The 18,705-nt window shown below is 69.6% G+C and carries 16 protein-coding genes and 1 pseudogene; 12 read left to right on the top strand and 5 right to left on the bottom strand.

Annotated features, from left to right (window positions below; all coding sequences use genetic code 11):
- Positions 1-92: 92 nt before the first annotated feature.
- Positions 93-689, top strand: a complete 597-nt coding sequence (locus ABZ893_RS02040) for an MBL fold metallo-hydrolase (protein ID WP_361395221.1) — start codon at positions 93-95, stop codon at positions 687-689.
- A gap of 556 nt (positions 690-1,245) precedes the next feature.
- On the top strand, positions 1,246-1,656 hold the full coding sequence (locus tag ABZ893_RS02035) for a VOC family protein (protein ID WP_361395218.1): 411 nt from the start codon (positions 1,246-1,248) through the stop codon (positions 1,654-1,656).
- Between the two features lie 18 nt (positions 1,657-1,674).
- Here the strand turns inward: ABZ893_RS02035 and ABZ893_RS02030 are convergent.
- Positions 1,675-2,317: pseudogene (locus ABZ893_RS02030) on the bottom strand (hypothetical protein); the annotation flags it as partial.
- 576 nt (positions 2,318-2,893) lie between these two features.
- On the bottom strand, positions 2,894-3,376 hold the full coding sequence (locus tag ABZ893_RS02025; protein WP_361395215.1) for a GNAT family N-acetyltransferase: 483 nt from the start codon (positions 3,374-3,376) through the stop codon (positions 2,894-2,896).
- A 318-nt stretch (positions 3,377-3,694) separates the two neighbouring features.
- Between ABZ893_RS02025 and ABZ893_RS02020 the strand changes: the two genes are divergently transcribed.
- Positions 3,695-4,273, top strand: a complete 579-nt coding sequence (locus ABZ893_RS02020; RefSeq protein ID WP_361396069.1) for a carbon-nitrogen hydrolase family protein — start codon at positions 3,695-3,697, stop codon at positions 4,271-4,273.
- A 179-nt stretch (positions 4,274-4,452) separates the two neighbouring features.
- Here the strand turns inward: ABZ893_RS02020 and ABZ893_RS02015 are convergent, their stop codons facing one another.
- Positions 4,453-5,325 (bottom strand): AraC family transcriptional regulator, encoded by an 873-nt coding sequence (locus ABZ893_RS02015; RefSeq protein WP_361395212.1) that lies wholly within the window; start codon positions 5,323-5,325, stop codon positions 4,453-4,455.
- 261 nt (positions 5,326-5,586) lie between these two features.
- Here ABZ893_RS02015 and ABZ893_RS02010 point away from each other — a divergent pair, with 261 nt between their 5' ends.
- From ABZ893_RS02010 to ABZ893_RS01975, 8 genes are all read left to right on the top strand, one after another.
- Positions 5,587-6,084 carry a 2Fe-2S iron-sulfur cluster-binding protein gene (locus ABZ893_RS02010; protein ID WP_361395209.1) on the top strand — a complete coding sequence of 166 codons (498 nt, stop codon included), beginning with the start codon at positions 5,587-5,589 and terminating at the stop codon, positions 6,082-6,084.
- On the top strand, positions 6,081-7,106 hold the full coding sequence (locus ABZ893_RS02005; RefSeq protein ID WP_361395206.1) for a xanthine dehydrogenase family protein subunit M: 1,026 nt from the start codon (positions 6,081-6,083) through the stop codon (positions 7,104-7,106). The genes ABZ893_RS02010 and ABZ893_RS02005 overlap by 4 nt, the downstream gene beginning before the upstream one ends.
- Positions 7,107-7,174: 68 nt before the next feature.
- A complete protein-coding gene (locus ABZ893_RS02000) occupies positions 7,175-9,385 on the top strand; it encodes a xanthine dehydrogenase family protein molybdopterin-binding subunit (protein ID WP_361395203.1) in 2,211 nt (736 codons plus the stop codon).
- 166 nt (positions 9,386-9,551) lie between these two features.
- Positions 9,552-9,809 carry a LapA family protein gene (locus ABZ893_RS01995; RefSeq protein ID WP_361395201.1) on the top strand — a complete coding sequence of 86 codons (258 nt, stop codon included), beginning with the start codon at positions 9,552-9,554 and terminating at the stop codon, positions 9,807-9,809.
- 53 nt (positions 9,810-9,862) lie between these two features.
- Positions 9,863-10,189, top strand: a complete 327-nt coding sequence (locus tag ABZ893_RS01990) for a carboxymuconolactone decarboxylase family protein (protein WP_361395198.1) — start codon at positions 9,863-9,865, stop codon at positions 10,187-10,189.
- Positions 10,190-10,318: 129 nt separating this feature from the next.
- Complete coding sequence (locus ABZ893_RS01985) at positions 10,319-11,749, top strand: DUF2252 domain-containing protein (protein ID WP_361395195.1); 1,431 nt, start codon at positions 10,319-10,321, stop codon at positions 11,747-11,749.
- 103 nt (positions 11,750-11,852) lie between these two features.
- Positions 11,853-13,184 (top strand): GAF domain-containing SpoIIE family protein phosphatase, encoded by a 1,332-nt coding sequence (locus ABZ893_RS01980; protein WP_361395192.1) that lies wholly within the window; start codon positions 11,853-11,855, stop codon positions 13,182-13,184.
- 106 nt (positions 13,185-13,290) lie between these two features.
- Positions 13,291-14,340, top strand: a complete 1,050-nt coding sequence (locus ABZ893_RS01975) for an MASE1 domain-containing protein (protein ID WP_361395189.1) — start codon at positions 13,291-13,293, stop codon at positions 14,338-14,340.
- Between the two features lie 63 nt (positions 14,341-14,403).
- On the opposite strand, the gene ABZ893_RS01970 is transcribed toward ABZ893_RS01975, so the two are convergent.
- Together ABZ893_RS01970 and ABZ893_RS01965 are read right to left on the bottom strand one after the other, a co-directional pair.
- Positions 14,404-14,994 (bottom strand): phosphatase PAP2 family protein, encoded by a 591-nt coding sequence (locus tag ABZ893_RS01970; protein ID WP_361395186.1) that lies wholly within the window; start codon positions 14,992-14,994, stop codon positions 14,404-14,406.
- A complete protein-coding gene (locus ABZ893_RS01965; protein WP_361396066.1) occupies positions 14,987-16,246 on the bottom strand; it encodes a diacylglycerol kinase family protein in 1,260 nt (419 codons plus the stop codon). The genes ABZ893_RS01970 and ABZ893_RS01965 overlap by 8 nt, the downstream gene beginning before the upstream one ends.
- 595 nt (positions 16,247-16,841) lie before the next feature.
- Between ABZ893_RS01965 and ABZ893_RS01960 the strand changes: the two genes are divergently transcribed.
- Positions 16,842-18,704 (top strand): phage tail sheath C-terminal domain-containing protein, encoded by a 1,863-nt coding sequence (locus ABZ893_RS01960; RefSeq protein WP_361395183.1) that lies wholly within the window; start codon positions 16,842-16,844, stop codon positions 18,702-18,704.
- Position 18,705 lies beyond the last annotated feature (1 nt).

Below are 18,705 nucleotides of genomic sequence, written 5' to 3'. Positions count from 1 at the left end.
GCCTAGCGTTAGCCGGCATGGTTTTGAGGGTGCAGCCTGGGGACTGGGAACTGGGAGCGTCGGGTGGCGCAGCCGCTGTACGTTTGGGCGCGATGCGGATCACGAAGTACACCCACGCTTGTGTACGGCTCGAACATGAAGGCCGGGTCCTGGTTATCGATCCGGGTGTGTGGAGCGAACCGGCTGCCTTGACTGGTGCTGATGCTGTGCTGGTGACGCACGAACACGCCGATCACATCGATGTCCTTCGTCTGGCCGGGCTCGGCGTGCCGGTCTACGCCCCTGCCGACGCTGACATTCCGGGACTGGATGTCATCGGGGTGTCGGTCGGCGGGGAGTTCACGGTTGCTGACTTCCGCGTGCGGGCGGTTGGCGGGCGTCATGCGTTCGTCTACGGCGGTCAACCGGACTGTGCGAACCTCGGCTACATCCTCGACGAGGCGGTCTACCATCCCGGTGACTCGCTGCATGTGCCCGATCAGCCGATCGAGACGCTCCTCGTTCCGGCACAAGGGTCGTGGATGAAGACAGCTGAGGCGATCGACTTCGTCAAGGCGATCAAACCGCAGAGGTCGTTCGCGATTCACGATGCCCAGATCAACGACCGCGGCCTGAGCAGCCTCAACGGCTGGCTCACGGAGGAGACCGACTACGGCTACCGGTATCTGAGGCCCGGCGAATCGCTTTGAGGGTCCGCAGGGTCCGTACGCTGCGACCGCGCGGGACGGAGCGCGCAGTCCCACGGCTGCGGAAGTATCACCCGGTTCTCCGCCCCCTCCCGTGCTGCAACGGCTTCCTGACTGAGCGTCGGCTCGCGCCATTCAGGCGGGAGCGCGAAGCGCAGGCAGTCGAGAGTGGTTTCGTCAGGACGCTGATCACGAGCCAGAATCCGAAGTGGTGAACACCCGCTGCCTGATGTCCTCATGGACATACTCATCCATCCACGTAGATACGGCCCATGCCGCGTGCGGGGTCCAGGGTGCGTATCGAGTCGTGATCACCAGAGGCAACGGCTCGATCTGCGGCCGGAGCACGGCCGAGAAACGGTGTTGCCCTCGCCTGTGGTGATCGCTAAGGTCGGTCGGGTGACTGCCGGGTCGGCCTTGGGCCATGCACGAGTGAGTTTCCCGGCCTCGGCGTGAGCCCGAGGCGGGCCAGAGGCCCGCCCCCTTCTCCGCGTCTTTGCTCCCGGCGCCCGCGTACGGCGCCTTTCCAGCGGATCCCAAGACCGGAGACACACCACTGATGTCCTACGACCAGCCATACCCACATGCCGGCGTGCAGCTGAACCACACGGCTGTCTACGCGAGCGACCGCTACCTGTCCGCCGAGTTCATCGCCGCGATCCTGGGCCTCAAGGTCGGCGCACCGTTTGGGCCGTTCCTGCCAGTTGACCTCGGCAACGGCGTGACGCTCGACTACTACGAGAAGAGGGACGAGGCGATCCAGTCGCAGCACTATGCGTTCCTCGTGCCAGACGAGCAGTTCGACGCCGTGATCGCCCGCCTGGAGGTGGTCGGGGTCACCTACTACGCGGACCCTGGCCACACCGACCCCGGCCGGGTCAACAATCTGTTCGGTGGTCGCGGCGCTTACTTCGACGACCCGGACGGTCACAACATGGAGGTCATGACCCGGCCTTACGCCCGCCCATAGAGCATGACAGGGCCGTGATCAACGGGCGCCTCGGGCGAGGTCTTTGATCCAGATCATCGAGGCGCGTAGGCGGAGGCCGGCGAGGTAGCTGTCCGGGGGCTTGTCGTATCTGGTGGAGATGCCTCGCCGTGCCTTGAGCTTGTTGATCAGGCGCTCGACGGTGTTCCTCTCCTTGTAGAGGTCGGCATCGTGGCCGACGGGCCCACGGACCCGGATCTTCTTCAGCACGGGGATGAACTGTGGGCTGTCGGCCGCCTGCCCAGCGGTCAGGATGCACGCAGGGGGCGGCACTTGCGGTCGGCGGCGAGGTGGACCTTGCTGGTCTGCCCGCCGCGCGAGCGTCCCAGGAGGGCAGCCTTCAGGCGGAGCTTTCGGCGACGCCGGACGCGTCGTCGTTCCTCCCTCACGGGATCGGCTTCGGCGTCCTGCCCGTTTTGTTCTTTGGAGCCGCCCCCTTTGACCTGGCATTTCCCTCCTCGGCGGCGGCCTTCTCCAGGGCGGTGAGCACGTCCTCGGTCATGTGCATCCCGGCGCCGGCGTCGTGGTGAGCGCATGCGGTGGTTGAGTCCACGCCGACCAGTGACAGGTCCACCCGACCCCGCTTCGCGGCTTCCGCGATCAGGTTCTCCAGGAGGGCCTTGAACACGCCGGCGTCACGCCACTGCGGACACGAGGCGGAGCCGGTGTCAGGGCGGCCGCGAGCAGCACCGAAGGCGCCCCCTGGCTCACGGACCGCTTCGCCAGCAAGGCGGCCCCCAGCACCTGCTGAGCATTGAGCACCGCCAGCTGTCGTTTCCTGTGTCCCGTGGGTGCGGGCGAGGACGGGCAGGCCGCCTTCAGCGTCTTGCCGGTGATCCTCAGGAGCACATGGCGTGCTCGGCGGTGGTGGCCAACGTTGCGGCGATGTGGTCGGGTTGGAGCCCACCTGGACGAAGTCGGCTCCTACCGATCCGAGTGACATCCGCCAACGCACCACTCAGGGCGAGCAGATGGAACGCTTGATCCGGATCGCCGGCATCGGCAGTGGTGCAAGAGGTGCAGCGTCGCCGTCCCGTCCAACGAGTCCTTCGACGGCTGGATTAAAAGGTTCGCCGATCCCCGCCCCTACGCTTCCTTTGCCGACCGTCCTACCTTCAAGGGCAACGTCGTTGAGACTGGCACTGACGCCTCGTCGGCACCCGAGCACGAACCGTGGAGGCCGAGGCGAGCAACCACCCGCCAGATCACAGGCCATCAACTACAGCGACGTCTGCAACGTAACTGCCTGGGGCGCGAAGCCGTTGCGTTCATAGAACCGGACGGCCTCAGCGTTGCTCGAATAGGCCGTCACCTCCGCAGACTCGGCCCCTTCCGCCTTCGCCCAGCCGAAGAACTCCGCGACCAGACGCCGGCCGATCTGGCTACGCCGAAATGCGGGCTGCACATACATGCTCACCAGCGTCGCGACCTTCACCGGCTTCATCTCCGACGCATCGCCCAGCGCACCAACGAGGTGTCCTACGACCTCGCCGTGACAGTCGGCGATCAGTAACAGCCGGTTCGGATCGTCTATGCCGGCTGCGAAACGCTGAGGCCCGTGTTGACGGGGCCAGTCGGTGTTGATGCTTGGATCCCGAGTCCCGGCGTCCTCAGCGAACAACGCGCTGCTGCACGCGACGAGCCCGCCAATGTCCGTCTTCTCAGCCCTGCGGACTACCACTTCCTGTTGTTGATCGCTCATGACCGTGACGCTATCGGTTCGCGCTGACAACGCAGCCCCAAGTGCCTCCCGGGCTCGTGAACATACTGAGGTGTCAAGGTCGACAAGTGACTAGCAACATCGCGCGCAAGTGCTGCTGCCACTTATGGACAGAGCCGAACCAGAATCCGGCAAGGTGCCTGGCAGCGAGTGCGTCTTCCTCCGCCACTCAGTCGAGCAGCTCACCACCGAGTACACAGACACCCACGTCCGTGGTGGTCACGGCAGTTCCGTGACATCTCATCAACGTTAACCGGCGTGTTGGTCGTCGACGGGCCTCCGGACCCCCGACGACAAACGCTGCTTCCAGAGACGAACGAAGCCAATAGTTACCTCGATGACGGTCGCGATACCCGGGATCCACGCTTGGACGTGGTCCGGGAGAGCGGTATCGCCACCGTCGTCAATTGCGCAGCGGCCACCGACGGGCCGCGGCCCGCGATTGAGACGCTGGTCTTCGGGGCCGACGGCGAACTGCTCACCAGCTACCGGAAGCAGCACCTGTTCGAGCATGAGCAGGCGGTGTTCACAGCCGGGCAGCATGATGGGCGATTCGAGTTGGGAGGAGTGCTCTTCGCACTCGCCACGTGCTACGACAACCATTTTCCCGATCTGACCTCGCGTGGGTCTGCTGACGGGTGCCAGGTGCACTTGGCCAGCTCGCTGTACGACACGGGTGGGGGAGTTGATGAACTGGCGGCGGTCTATCCGGGTATCGCCAAAGACTTGAACATGTCCGTCGTGCTGGCCAACCACGTCGGACCGGCAGGAGCGTGGATCGGCTGTGGCCGCATGGATCCCCGACTGCCCCGCCTACGGCGCAAACTTGTCAGCGACCTCACGCTCTGGACCCGTCACAGGCTCGACCACAACGACTGAGTTCAGGTGCAGCTCAGACATCACGAAAGGGGAGAGGGTAGAGGCGCTGGGCATGGCCGGCCGATGAGCGTGTCCGCGTTCTGCCGCAACTTCCAGGCGGTGGCGGCGATGAGACCGATCCAGTTCCCAAAGCAGACCCGGCTGCTGCTCGCCCCCCCCTGGCCACGCGTGACCGCGAGTCAGTTCGTCGTGAAGCGTGTCGCGTCCTGGCTTGGTGGGGAGCCGAATAGGCGTCGGTACTCGCGGCTGAATTGTGAGGGGCTGTCGTAGCCCACGCGGAAGCCGATGTAGGCGATGTCTTTCGGGTGTGCCAGTAGGAGTAGGCGGGCCTGGTGCAGGCGGATTTTTTTCTGGAATTGGATGGGGCTCATTCCGGTGACCGCCTGGAAGTTGCGGTGGAACGCGGAATTGCTCATGCCGACCAGCGTGGCCACGTCGTCCACTCGGAACGGTTCCGCATAGTTTTCGCGGATCCAGTGCACGGCCCGCGCGATATGCGAGAGCTTGCTGTCGGCCAGGCCGATCTGGCGTACCGTCGCGCCCTGCTCGCTCGTGATGAGGCGCCACAGCAACTCGCGCTTGACCAGCGGCGCGAGCATGTCTCTGTCTCGGGGCTGGTCGAGCAGGCGTACCAGGCGTACGGCCGCGTCGAGGAACTCGTCGGACGCGGTGCTGACGGCGATGGCCGGAGGAGCCGTTCCGTTCGACGGGAAGGTTCCGGGCGCGGCCAGCAGCAGGATCTCGGCGATCTCGGAGGGCTGGAGGACCAGGCCCAGTCCGAGCGCCGGCTCCTCCGCCGACGCGCCCACGAAGTGGCCCGACACGGGCAGGTCCACCGATGCGACCAGGTACTGGCCGGGGCCGTACTCATGGACGTACTCGCCCAGGGCGAGGCGCTTGGTGCCCTGGGCGATGAGTGCCATGACCGTGCCGCTCATCGCCGCGTGGGGTGCCGGCGATTCCTCGCGGCCGATCAGCACGCCGTCGATGGCGGTCGTCGCGTCGGGCCGGGCGTGACGGCCGAGCAGGGCCCGGAGCTCGTTCAGCAGCATGGAGAGATAGATACACCGGCAGGGAAGGCGGGGACAGCGATTCGCTCCGCGCGGGGGAGCGGGGCGAGAGTATTGTGCAAGCCTTCGCCACTTTCGGGCAAAGTAACTCCGCCTGCGGCCTGATTGAATATCGGTCGTCTCGTTGTTTCGGGGAAGGAGGGCGAAATGGCGGAAGAGGAAGCGACTCTTAGTGCGCTTAGTGAATTTCGTGGTGACCTCGGTGGTGAGTTCCGTAGTGAGGTCATTCTTTGCGTCAATGGGGTGACGCATCGTCCGATCGTCGACAATCGCAGGACTCTGCTCGACACGCTCCGGGAAAGCATCGGTCACACGGGGCCGAAAAAGGGCTGCGACCGCGGACAGTGCGGCGCCTGCACGGTACTGCTCGACGGGCGGCGGGTCGTGTCCTGCCTGACGTTGGCGGTCGCCGCCGACGGCTCGGACGTCACGACGGTCGAGGGACTGGCCCGTGAGCGAGAACTGCACCCGCTGCAGGACGCGTTCGTCCAGCTCGACGGGTTCCAGTGCGGGTACTGCACCCCCGGGCAGCTCTGCTCCGCGGCCGGGATGCTGGCCGAACACGCGGCGGGCTGGCCCAGCGCGGTCACCGCGGACGTGTCGCCGGATTCGCCGGCTCCGGCTCTCGACGCGGTGGAGGTCCGCGAGCGGCTCAGCGGCAACCTGTGCCGGTGCGGCGCGTACCCGTCCATCGTCCGCGCCGTCCTGGAGACCGCGTCCCGCACGGAGGAGGCGCGATGAAGAACTTCACCTACCAGCGGCCCGCCCAGGTACGGGAGGCCCTGGCGCTCGCCGCCGCCCACGACGGGACTCGCTATCTGGGCGGCGGCACCAATCTCGTCGACCTGATGAAGGACGGGGTCGAGGCGCCGACTCGGCTGGTTGATGTGCGTCAACTCCCGCTGAAAGGCATCCAGTTGTCTCCCGGAGGAGACCTCGTCATCGGTGCGACGGCGACCAACAGCGATCTGGCCGTGCACCCCGAGGTCCGCCGGCACTACCCCGCCCTCAGCCAGGCCGTACTGGCGGGCGCCTCCGGGCAGCTGCGGAACATGGCCACCGTCGGCGGCAACCTCCTCCAGCGCACCCGGTGCGGATACTTCGCGGACACCTCGCAGCCCTGCAACAAGCGCACCCCGGGCAGCGGTTGCGCCGCACTCGCCGGCGAACACCACAACCACGCGATCCTCGGCTGGACCGAGCACTGCGTGGCCACCCACCCCTCGGACATGTGCGTGGCCCTGGCCGCGTTCGACGCCCGCGTGCGGTACGAGACGTTGGACGGGGTGAGTGAGATCCCCCTGGCCGACTTCTACCTGCCTGTCGGCGACAGCCCGCAGCGGGAGACGGTGCTTCCGCGCGGTGCGCTGATCACCGCGGTCACCCTGCCGGGCTCGGCGGGTGGCCTGCGGTCGCGCTACCGCAAGGTGCGTGAGCGGGCCTCCTACGCCTTCGCCAACGTGTCCGTGGCGGCCGCACTCGACGTACACGACGGCGTGGTGCGCGGTGCCCGGATCGCGTTCGGCGGTGTCGCCTCCCGGCCGTGGCGCGCCCGCGAAGCCGAGGCCGCCCTGCGCGACGCCGCCGCCACACCTGACGCGTTCCGCGCCGCCGCCGACGCGGAGCTGGCCGCCGCTCGGCCACTGGCCGACAACGCGTACAAGGTCGCCCTGGCCCGCAACCTCATGGTGGCGGTCCTGACCGAACTCACCGACCGGGCCGAACTCACCGACCGGGCCGAACTCGCCGACCGGGCCGAGTGACGGACCGGTTCCGCCGTACGCCGGGCACGCACACGTCCGTCACACGTCGCTCCGAAGGAGATCAGCCCATGGACGCCTCCTCGACCAGCCCTCCGACACCGTCCGCCCCGACGTCGTCCGCCCCGACGTCGCCCGCCCCGACACCGTCCACCCCGCCACCGTCCACCCCCGCCCCCGAGAACAACGGCCCCCACCCGGGAGCCATCGGCGTCGCCCGGCCCAGGGTGGAGGGAACCGCCAAGGTCACCGGTGCCGTCCGCTACGCCGCCGACGAGCCGATGGCCGGCCTGGCGCACGGCTGGGTCGTCACCTCCACCGTCACCCGCGGACGCGTCCGCGACATCGACACCTCCGCCGCGCTCGCCATGCCCGGCGTGCTCGGTGTCATCGATCACCGCAACGCGCCCCGCCTCAACCTGGAAGCGGGCTCGTTCTTCGGACCCGACGGCGGTATGCACCTGTTCCAGAGCGCGGAGATCGCGTACTCCGGCCGGCCGGTCGCCCTGGTGGTCGCGGACACCGCCGAGCAGGCCCGCGCCGCGGCCACGGCCCTGCGGGTGACGTACGACGTGGAACCGCACGACGTCGGCTTCTCGGCCGACCACCCCGACGCCCGCCCGGCCACCCCGGCGTTCGGCGAGGACGCCACCGTCGGCGACGTGGACGCGGAACTCGCCGCGAGCGAGGTGGTCGTCGACGAGCGTTACGTCACTCCCGAGGAACACGGCGCCGCCATGGAGCCGCACTCCGCGACCGCGTGGTGGGAGGGCGAGCGCCTGCAGATCGTCGACTCCAACCAGGCGCCCTTCGTGGTCGCCATGACCGTCGCCACTCTGTTCCATCTGGACCCGAAGCAGGTGCGGGTCCGGGCCCCGCACGTGGGCGGCGGTTTCGGCTCCAAGTCGGGTACGTGCGGGCCCCAGTTGGTCCTCGCGGTGATGGCCACCAAGATGTTCGACCGTCCCGTACGTGTCACCCTCACCCGCACCCAGGTCTTCCAGATCGTCCCGATGCGCCCGATGACCGACCAGCGCGTACGGATCGGCGCCGACCCCGACGGCCGGCTGCGCGCGATCGACCACACGGCGGCGTTCGAGCTCTCCAAGGTCGCGGACTACCTGGAGAACTGCACCGAACTCACCAACACGCTCTACGCGGCCCGCGCCATCCGCACCCGCCGCACCGCGGTCCCGATCGACATCCTCCCGCCCTACTCGGTACGCGGGCCCGGCGCGACACCGGGATCGTTCGCCCTCGAATCCGCCATGGACGAGGTCGCCGAACGCCTGGGCATGGACCCCGTCGAACTGCGGCTCCGCAACGAACCCACCGTCGGTCCCGTCTCCGGCCTGCCGTTCAGCCGCCGTAACCTCGTCGCCTGCCTCAACGAGGGTGCCCGGCGCTTCAGTTGGGCCAATCGTGACCACCGGCCGCGTACCCGGAGAGAAGGTCACCTGCTCGTCGGTACGGGGATGGCGGCCACGTCCTTCTCCGCGGGAGCGCTGCCCTCGTCGGCTTCCGTCACCGCCGAGACCGACGGGACGTTCACCGTGGCCGTCGGCGCCATCGACATCGGCCAGGGCGCGCGCACCGCGCTGACCGCGATCGCGGCGGAAGCACTGCGCGTACCGTCCGAACGCGTACGTCTGCTGATCGCCGACAGTGACCTCGGCCCCGCGTGGGGCGCCAGTGGTTCCCGGGGGACCGCGTCCTGGGCGTGGGCGATCACCGAGGCGGCGTCCCGCCTCCGCTCCCAACTACCCACCGGCGAGCTCCCGTTGACGGTCTCGTATGACACGACTCAGGCGCTCAAGGACCTGCCTCTCATGGAACGGCACGCCTACAGTGCCGTGTTCAGCGAAGTGACCGTGGATCCGGCCACCGGTGAAGTACGGGTGCGCAGGCTCCTCGGGATGTACGCCGTGGGCCGCGTCATCAACCCGCTGCTCGCACGCAGCCAGCTCGTCGGCGGCATGATCATGGGCCTGTCGATGGCCCTCCATGAGGAGGGTGTACGTGACGTGGGTACGGGGCGCCATGTCAACACCGACCTCGCCGGGTACCACATCGCCGCGCACGCCGACGTACCCGACATCGAGGCCGACTTCGTACCCGACTACGAACCGGGCCTCCCGGCAGGTGTGAAGGGTGTCGGCGAGATCGGCACCGTGGGCACAGCGGCGGCGATCGCGAACGCGGTCTGGCACGCCACGGGCCGCCGGGTGCGTACGTTGCCCATTCGCCTCGACCGCGTGATCGAAGACGAGCCCGGAGTGTGAGCGGCCCACCACACTCGGTACCCGGCAACCTGACGCGGGGCGGCCGCTCCCTCCAAGACTGTCATCTGCCCATTCGGGCCCTTATGAATTTCGAGCAGGTAAGCCCCTGACCGCGCCGAATCGGCCACAATTCGACCGATCGTTCCCGCCATCGGACAATGGACCCATGACCCAGAGCTCCACGCAGGGGCATGGCCCGTCCGCCGTGACCGTAAAAGGGCACGCCGTGCGACTGCGCACCATCGGATTTGTTCTCCTCGCCGCGGTGGCCATCTGGTTCATCGCGGCCAATACGGAATCCGTCACCATCAGGCTGTGGATCCCGACAGTGACGCTGCCGCTGTGGAGCGTCCTGACCGTCACCCTTGTCGTGGGCATACTGCTGGGCCTGTACGGCGCTCACCGGCGCCGCACGCGTCGCTGACGCGACGCAGTACGTTTCCCTCCCGCACGAATCTCGCCAGGAGGTCATTCGGAATGTCCACCGTCTCTGAAACCCCCGTCCTGGACACTCTCGCCGCCATGACGGCCGATTCCATCGACCGTTGCCAGCTGGCGCCGGACATGCTTCTCCTTACGCGTATCGCGGCGCTCGCCGCCTCGGACGCGCCGCCCATCTCCTACGCGGCCCACATCGACCCCGCGCTCCAGACCGGCGTCAACGCCGAGCAGGTGCAGGACGTCCTGGTCGCCATAGCGCCCATCGTGGGCACCGCCCGTGTCATGACGGCGGCGGGCAACATCGCCTCCGCGCTCGGCATCGCCATAGCCGTCGCGGACGCCGAGATCGAGGCCGAGGGCTGAGCGGACGCTCACCCGGGATCGATCGTCCGCACGTCCGGCACCGGGCGGCAGGCGGCGAGGTCGCCCCCACCACCCGAGACGCCCTGTGCCGGGCGTTCCAACGGCCGCTGGGCCAGGCAGGAGGGTCCGATGACCCGGAGCGCGACCACGGCGATGCGTTCGTCGCCCCACCTCACTCCCGAAGAGCGCGTGGCGCTGGGCAAGAAGGCGCGTCGCGACTGCCCACGGTCGGGCCACGGCGTGTACCGGCCGGCCACCGACCGGCGGGACCCGCTGAAGATCCTGGAGAAACAGTCCGAGGCGCGCGTTCCGGAACTCGTCCCGATCCGTTACGGCCGCATGATCGAGTCCCCGTTCCGCTTCTACCGGGGCGCCGCCGCGATCATGGCGTCCGACCTCGCCGACAGTCCACGCTCGGGCATCACGGCCCAACTCTGCGGTGACGCACACCTGTTGAACTTCCGTCTGCTCGCCTCGCCCGAACGGGACTTGATGTTCGACATCAACGACTTCGACGAGACGCTGCCGGGCCCCTGGGAGTTCGACGTGAAGCGGCTCTCGGCCAGCCTCGTCATCGCGGCCCGGGCCAACGGGTTCGACGACGCGGAACGCGCCCGCATCGTGACCGCCGCGGTCCGTTCGTACCGCGAGTGGATGATCCGCTTCGCGGGGACGGGCAACCTCGACGTCTGGTACGCGAAGATCGACGCCAGCATTCTCGAGACCGTCGCCGCGGACCAGCTCCCCAAGCGCGGTCAGAAGAACCTGGCCCGCGCGATGGCGAAAGCCCGTACCCGCGACAGCCTCCAGGTGTTCGACAAGCTCACCGAGATGGTCTCCGGCCAGCCCCGGATCGCGGCGGATCCGCCCCTGCTCATCCCTGTCGGCGACCTGATGCCGGAGATCGAGCGCAGCGCCTTCGAGCGCCAGTTCCGCGGGATGCTCGAGCGGTACGGCAAGACAATGCCGTCCGACCGGCGCGCGCTCCTGGAGGACTACGAGATGGCTGATGTCGCCCGCAAGGTGGTCGGCGTCGGCAGCGTCGGCACCCGGTGCTGGATCATCCTCCTGATCGGCCGCGACGGCCGCGATCCGCTCTTCCTCCAGGCAAAGGAGGCCGACAACTCCGTGCTCGCCGCCCACGTCGGCGCGAGCCGGTACCGCAACCAGGGCGAGCGGGTGGTCGCGGGCCAGCGGCTGATGCAGGCCGCCAGCGACATCTTCCTCGGATGGGAACGGGTGGACGGCATCGACGGCAAGCAACGCGACTTCTACATACGCCAGTTGCGTGACTGGAAGGGCATCGCTGAACCGGAGAAGATGAAGCCGGAGGGCATGGAGGCCTTCGGCCAGCTGTGCGGCGTCACGCTGGCACGCGCGCACGCGCGTTCCGGTGACCGCGTCGCCATCGCCTCCTACCTCGGCAAGGGTGACGCGTTCGACCGCGCGATGGCGACGTTCGCGGAGTCGTACGCCGACCAGAACGAGCGTGACCATCAGGCACTGGTCGACGCCGTGCGCGCAGGCCGGCTCCCGGTGGAGGAGCTGCCGGCCGCCTGACCCGGGGCGCACATCTACCCGGTGTGCGCCGCCATCACCTCGATCGCCGGGGGTCCTGCCAGGAGGCCGACATGCACTCCTCGACCGTAGGGGCGGACCCCTGATGGCGGGAGAGGGAGGCGCCCGTCCGAGGCAGCCGCACATTCCTGACCTGCACGAACGTCTGCGAGCCGAATTGGGCAGGATCGACGAACAGCTGCGGGCCATGCTGGGAGCCATGGACCGGCTGCAGGGCCTGCTCGACGCCGTGGTCTCCATCAGCCGCGAGGTCGAGCTGCCCGCGGTGCTCCAGCGCATCGTCACCACCGCCATGGACCTGGTGGGGGCGCGCTACGGGGCGCTCGGCGTGCTCGACGAGTCCGGCGGGCACCTGGAGCAGTTCATCACCGCGGGCCTGTCCGAGGAGGAGCGCGCCGAGCTGGCCGGCACCGGTTTCCCGCGCGGCCGGGGCGTGCTCGGACACCTGATCCGTCACCCCGAGCCCCTGCGCGTGGACAGCATCCAGGCGCACCCCTCGTCCACCGGGTTCCCGCCCGGCCATCCGCGGATGCGGACCCTGCTCGGCGTCGCGATCAACGTGCGCGGCGAGATCTACGGGGACCTCTACCTCTCCGAGCGGCGCGACGGAGAGCCCTTCGACGCGCACGACGAGAACGTCGTCGTCGCCCTGGCCGGCGCCGCCGGAATCGCCATCGAGAACGCCCGCCTCTTCGAGCGGGTCCGGGTAGGCGCCGAGCAGTTCCAGCGGCTCCTCCTGCCGACGCTGCCCGACCTGCGCCCCTTCACCGCGGCCGCGATCTACCGGCCGGCGACCGAGCCCAGCCAGCTCGGCGGCGACTGGTACGACGCCGTCCCGCTGCCCGGCAACGTCGTGGCCGTCGTCATCGGTGACGTGGTCGGACACGACCTGAGAGCCGCCGCCTCAATGGCCTCCACCCGCAACATGCTGCGGGCCCTGCTGTTCGAACGGGGAGACTCGCCCGGAGCCGTCCTCGCCCAGCTCGACCGCACACTTCAAGCCCTCACGAACAACCCGCTCACCACGACCACCCTGGCGCGCATCGAACCCGCCGGACCGGTCTGGCGGCTCCGCTGGAGCAGCGCCGGCCACGTCCCGCACCTGCTGATCGTCCCCGGGCAGCGCGCCGAAACACTGTTCGCCGAGCCGGGCCTGCCGCTCGGGGTCGCCACCGAGGAACCCCGCCCCGACCACTCCCGGTACATCCCCCCCGACTCCACCGTCGTCTTCTTCACGGACGGACTGATCGAGCACCCCGCCCGCCCCATCGACGACAGCCTCGACCAACTCACCGACCTCGCCACCCGGTACGCGGCGCTGCCGCTCGCGGAGTTCGTCCAGGCCCTGGCCGACCACCACCCCAGCGACGGCCACGACGACATGGCCGTACTCGCCCTGCGCACCCCGCCCGCCTGACGCCGGCCGGCCCGCGACGGACGCCCCCGCAGACCGGTCCCGTGGAGGATCCGCGGGAAGCGGCGGATGATGGATCCCGGAGCGCTGTCGAAGCGGAGGCCGTCCCATGACTGTCGCCCGGCGAGAACGGCTCCGGCACGGCGCCGCGGTCGCCCTCGAGATCTGTGTCGTGGCCGCGGTCTACTACGGCTCGGCCAAACTGGGACTGCTCCAGCAACTCGTACGCGGCCAGGTCACCCCGCTGTGGCCGCCGACCGGCATCGCCCTGGCCGGCCTGCTCCTGCGCGGCCCGCGGGTCTGGCCGGGGATCACGCTCGGTGCCCTTCTGGTCAACGGCACGCTCGGGCCCACGCCTCCGGCCGTCGCCGCCATCATCGTCGGGAACACCCTCGCGCCCCTGTGCTCCTACGCCCTGCTGCGCCGCGTGGGATTCCGCGTCGAGCTGTCCCGGCTGAGGGACGTGCTCGCCCTGATCTTCCTCGGCGCGTTCACCGGGATGCTGGTCAGCGCCACGATCGGCAGCTCCGCCCTCGCTCTGGCAGGAGTGGTGGGCCACGACGGCTTCTGGCCGACGTGGTCGGTCTGGTGGACCGGCGACGCGATGGGCGTCCTCGTGGTGACGCCGGTCCTGCTCGTGCTGCGCTCGGCACACTGGCCGAAGCACGCTCCGCCGACCCGCTGGGTGGAGGCCTTCCTGCTCGTCGTGGCCACCGTGGGCGTCGGACTCGCCGCGAGCGGCAGCACGCCGCTCATCTTCCTGGGCTTCCCGCTGCTGATCTGGGCGGCGTTCCGCTTCCGGCTGGGCGGGGCCGCACCCTGCGCCCTTGCCGTGTCCACCTTCGCGATCGTCGCCGCGGCCCGGGGGTCCGGGCCGTTCGCCGATCACGATCTGCTCACCAAGATGATCACCTTGCAGGCGTTCAACGGTTCCTCGGCGCTGACCGCCCTGCTGGTCGCGGCGGCCGTCAGCGAGCGCAACAAGGCGCAGGAGGAGATCTCGCTGGCCTGCGAGTACCTCGCCGGGATGGTCGCCAAGATCTCCGAGGGCGGCTACCCGTCGACGCTCACGCTCCGCGTCGGCGAGGACAACCCGGTCGAGGCGGAAGCCCCGGACACGCAGGACCACCCGGGCGGACGACGAGGGAGAACGGCCTGACCGGCCCGGCTTTCCGCACAGCTCGAGGCCTTTCCGCACAGCTGGGTCCGGTCAGGACGCCCGTCACGTACGGTTCTGCCGCGCCTGTACGAAGGCCAGGGACACCGCCGCCGCCGCGAAGCCCAGCACCCCGCCCGCCGCGACGTCGCCGGGGTAATGGACGCCCGTATGCACCCGCGAGTAGCCGACGGCGACGGCCAGCGCGCCGAGCGGCACCGCCGACGGGGGCCAGACGACGCCCACGGCGGTCGCGAACGCGGTCGCCGACGCCGTGTGGCCGGACGGGAAGGATGCCGACCGGGGCATGGGAACGTGCCGCTCCGCGACGACCAGGGCCCGTTCGCGGTCGGGCCGGTGCCGGTGGAACATCCGCTTCCCGAACAGGTTCGCCGCCGCCGAGGCCACCGTGACGGCGCCGACCCCGGCCAGCGCCGCCCGACGGGGACGCCCGGGTGCCAGCGCGAGGCCCGCCGCGACGGTCAGCGAGATCTTCGAGTGGTTGGCGGTGCGTGAAAGCCGCCGCAGCGCCCGGTCGAGCGTGGGCGTGGGCGTGGCGGCCACGGCCGCGTACATCGCCCCGTCGATCGCGTCCAGGTCCTTGAGCACGGCCGCGACGGTGCGGCGGGCGGACGCGGGGGAGTTCGGGTCAGGCACGGGTGGGCCCTTCAGACGTTCGTTCGGTGCGGCCGACGGCGAGGACGAGAAGCTTCCGCCAGTCCACGGGCGGGGCGGGAATCATGACGCCGGGACGGTCGCGCGGCACCAGAACCCGCAGCGCACGCGGACGCAGCGTGCACAGGACCGGCGTCGGCATCCGCAGCGCCTCACCGTCCACCGCCACCGGAATCTCCTCCGCCTCGGAGACGACCTCGACCCGGTGCGCGGTCATGACGGTCAGCCCCTCGGACTGCGACCCCCGCACGGCGAGCGCCGCCGCCTGCGCGGCGCCCTCCACCCGGATGCCCACGACGCCCAGCTCCCCGTCGTCGAGCCGGGGCCGCCGCCCGCCCCCGGCGATGTCGTCGAGCGAGCTGTACGGGTTGTTGCTGACCAGCAGCGCCTGCTGGGACGAGAGGCCGGCGTCGTCGACCCGGGCGTCCAGGCGCCGTCCCTCGGCGCCGACCAGCAGGTCCGGCATCAGGTTCAGGGCGGTGCCCGCCTTGTCGTCGCGGTACTCGGGGCGCTGCACGATGTCCGCGTACACCCCAAAGGAGACGGTGTTGACGAACGCGCGGCCCGCGACGTCGCCGAGGTCGACGCGGAGTTCCTCGCCGTCGGTCAGCGCGTCGAGGCAGCGGGACGGGTCGGAGCGGTCGAGGCCGAGGTCCATGGCGAAGTGGTTGCGGGTACCGGCCGAGATCACCAGGAACGGCAGGCCGTGCTCCGCCGCAACCGCCGCCACCAGCGCCTGCGTACCGTCACCGCCCGCGACGCCCAGCAGGTCCGCGCCCCCGGCCACCGCCTCGCGCGCCAGCGCCGCCACATCGGCCGGGGCCGACGGGTCGAGCAGGATCACCCTGGCGCCCAGTGCCTCGGCCCGCTCGACCAGTTCGAAGCGGCCCACCTTTCCGCCACCGGACTTCGGGTTCATGATCAGGACCGGTCGCTTCGGCCGGGACGCGGGAAGCGCCCGCATCGGCCGCTCCGGACGCGCCGCGCGCAGCGCCGCTCGGGCGAGGGCCAGTGCGGCCGCCCAGCAGAGGATCATCACGAGTGCCGTCAGCCACAACCCGTCGTAGACGAATAGCACCATGACTCCGACGGGGGCGCCGAGCGCGAGGAGCACCCCGAGCAGCCGCACCACCCCGCGATGGGCCACGATCCACCAGACACCGATGGCGCACAGGATCAGCCCGAGCAGCCCGGCGCCGACGACCTTCAGCCCGTTCCTGCCCAGCGCGAGCATCAGCACGGCCAGGGAACCGAGCACCGCCAGCACGGCCAGACGCGCAAGGAGCCGAGCGACGGTGCTTCTGCGGGTGCCCGCCGTCCGTGTCGTGTTTATGCCGTCCTCCCCATGTCGAATGAGCCCTTCCGGTCGGTCCTTCCCACCAGCCTGCGCGCGCCCGGAGCGCGGAGCAGCCCGGCGGGTCCGGGCGGGTGAGCAGGCGACCATTGTCCCCGCGGCACCGAGAGGCGCACCGCGAGGCATACGCGAGCCGCATCGCCAGAAGCGCTGCGACGCGCACCGGCATGATGATCCGCGCGCTATGACGGTCATCCGCTCTTCACGGAACCTCCCCGCTCTGTGACCGGAAGTCGCCTTGCTCCCCAACTTGCCAGCAATGAATACTCCGTTGAGCACTTACGCATCAGGAGTCACGAGCGCGCGACGCTCGGTCCGGCGGCCAACCGCCCGGATGTTGACGGGGGAAACTTGATGAGGTGCGCGTGACCCGTCGTGACCAGCGGCCGGTCCTTTCCCGCGTGCCCGACGGAGCGGCTCCCCATGCCATCTCTTGGTGCCTTCGTCCGGTGCCTGAGAAGGGATAGGAGGGGGAATGCCGACGAATGCAGTGAGCGCCAAGCCGACATATCCCGGCGTATACGTCGAAGAGCTTCCCAGCAGTGTCCGCACCATCTCGACCGTCACGACCTCGGTGACCGCGTTCGTCGGTCACACCCGCCGCGGACCGCTGAACCAGCCGGTGCGCGTCACCAGCTTCGCCGAGTTCGAGCGCCGCTTCGGCGGTCTCAGCTCGCAGAGTGCCGTCGGCTACGCGGTGCACCAGTTCTTCGGCAATGGCGGCACGGTCGCCGTGATCGTCCGCGTCACCAAGGCGGGCACCGGCAAGGCCGCCTGCGTCGCCCTGGCCTCCACCGAGGGCCACAGCGACAGCCCGGTCCTCGAGGTCCACGCCAAGGAGCCCGGCCACTGGGGCGACGGACTCCGCGTCGCCGTCGACTACGACACCGCGTGCCCGGACGACGAGTTCAACCTTCGCGTGTACGACGCCCGGGGCGGCGCCCGCGAGGCCTTCACCGGCCTCTCCATGGACGCCTCGCACGGCCGTTACGCGCCGACCGTCGTCAACTCCGGCTCCCGGCTGATCCGCGTCGACGTCGTCGGCGAGGGCCGCCCCGATCCGTCGGGCACCGTCTCCAAGCCGTTCGGGCACGAACTCACCGATCTGGCCGTGGACTTGAAGGTGAAGATCGGCGACGTCGAGCGCGAGTTCACGCTCTACGACGCCGACACCGACGGCGAAGTCCCGTGCAACGTCGCCGAGTTGGCGCTCCTCCTCGAACGCAAACTGCGGGCCCTGCCCGACGCCCCCGGCAAGCACGCCTTCGCGGGTGCCGAGGTCACCGCGTTCGGCCGGCGTGTCCAGGTCGTCGCCGGGTCCACCGACCCCGAGGACGTCGTCCGGTTCGTCGGCGAGTGCGCCAACGACCTGGGCCTCGAAGGCTCCGTCAACCCGCCCGTGTTCCCGCTCGAGGGCGGTGAGGACGGCGGCGCGCCCGGCCCGCGCGACCTCATCGGATCCGAGGCCGACAAGACCGGCATCCAGTCGCTGCGCGACGAGGCCGACGTCAATCTGCTCGTCCTGCCCGAGCTGGCCGCGTACGAGAAGGTCGAGGACGCGGTCACCGTGGTCTCGGCGGCGCAGCGGCTGTGCCAGGAGCGGCGGATCTTCCTGCTCGTCGACGCGCCGAATTCCTGGGGCAGCGTCGACGCGGCCCGTGCCGGACTCGCCGCCTTCGAGCCGGTGCGCGGCAACCACGCGGGCCTGTACTTCCCGCAGATCCAGCTCACCGACCCGCTCACCGGACGCCTCCGCTCCTTCCCGCCGTCGGGCGCCGTCGCGGGTGTGTACGCCCGTACCGACGCCGAGCGTGGCGTGTGGAAGGCGCCGGCCGGGACCGAGGCGCGCCTCGCCGGGGTGCAGTCCCTCGCGGTCAAGCTCACCGACCGCGAGAACGGCCTGCTCAACCCGCTCGGCGTGAACTGCCTGCGCACCTTCCCGATGGTCGGCCCGACCGTCTGGGGCGCCCGCACGCTGGAGGGTTCCGACGCCCTCGACAGTGAATGGAAGTACGTGCCCGTGCGGCGGCTCGCCCTGCACGTCGAGGAGAGCCTGCAACGCGGCCTGCAATGGGTCGTGTTCGAGCCCAACGACGAGAACCTGTGGCAGCAGATCCGCCTCAGCGCCTCCTCGTACCTGCACAACCTCTTCCGCCAGGGCGCCTTCAAGGGCGGCACTCCGCGCGAGGCGTACTTCGTCAAGTGCGACCACGACACGACGACGGACGAGGACATCGCGAACGGCGTGGTGAACGTCCTCGTCGGCATCGCGCCGGTCAAGCCCGCCGAGTTCGTGATCGTCAAGATCCAGCAGACGTCCGGGCAGTTCGAGATCTAAA

The organism is Streptomyces sp. NPDC046821 (genome assembly GCF_040645335.1).
Taxonomy (GTDB): domain Bacteria; phylum Actinomycetota; class Actinomycetes; order Streptomycetales; family Streptomycetaceae; genus Streptomyces.
The sequence above is the reverse complement of the archived record's forward strand: the minus strand, read 5'-3'. Positions and strand labels throughout refer to the sequence as shown.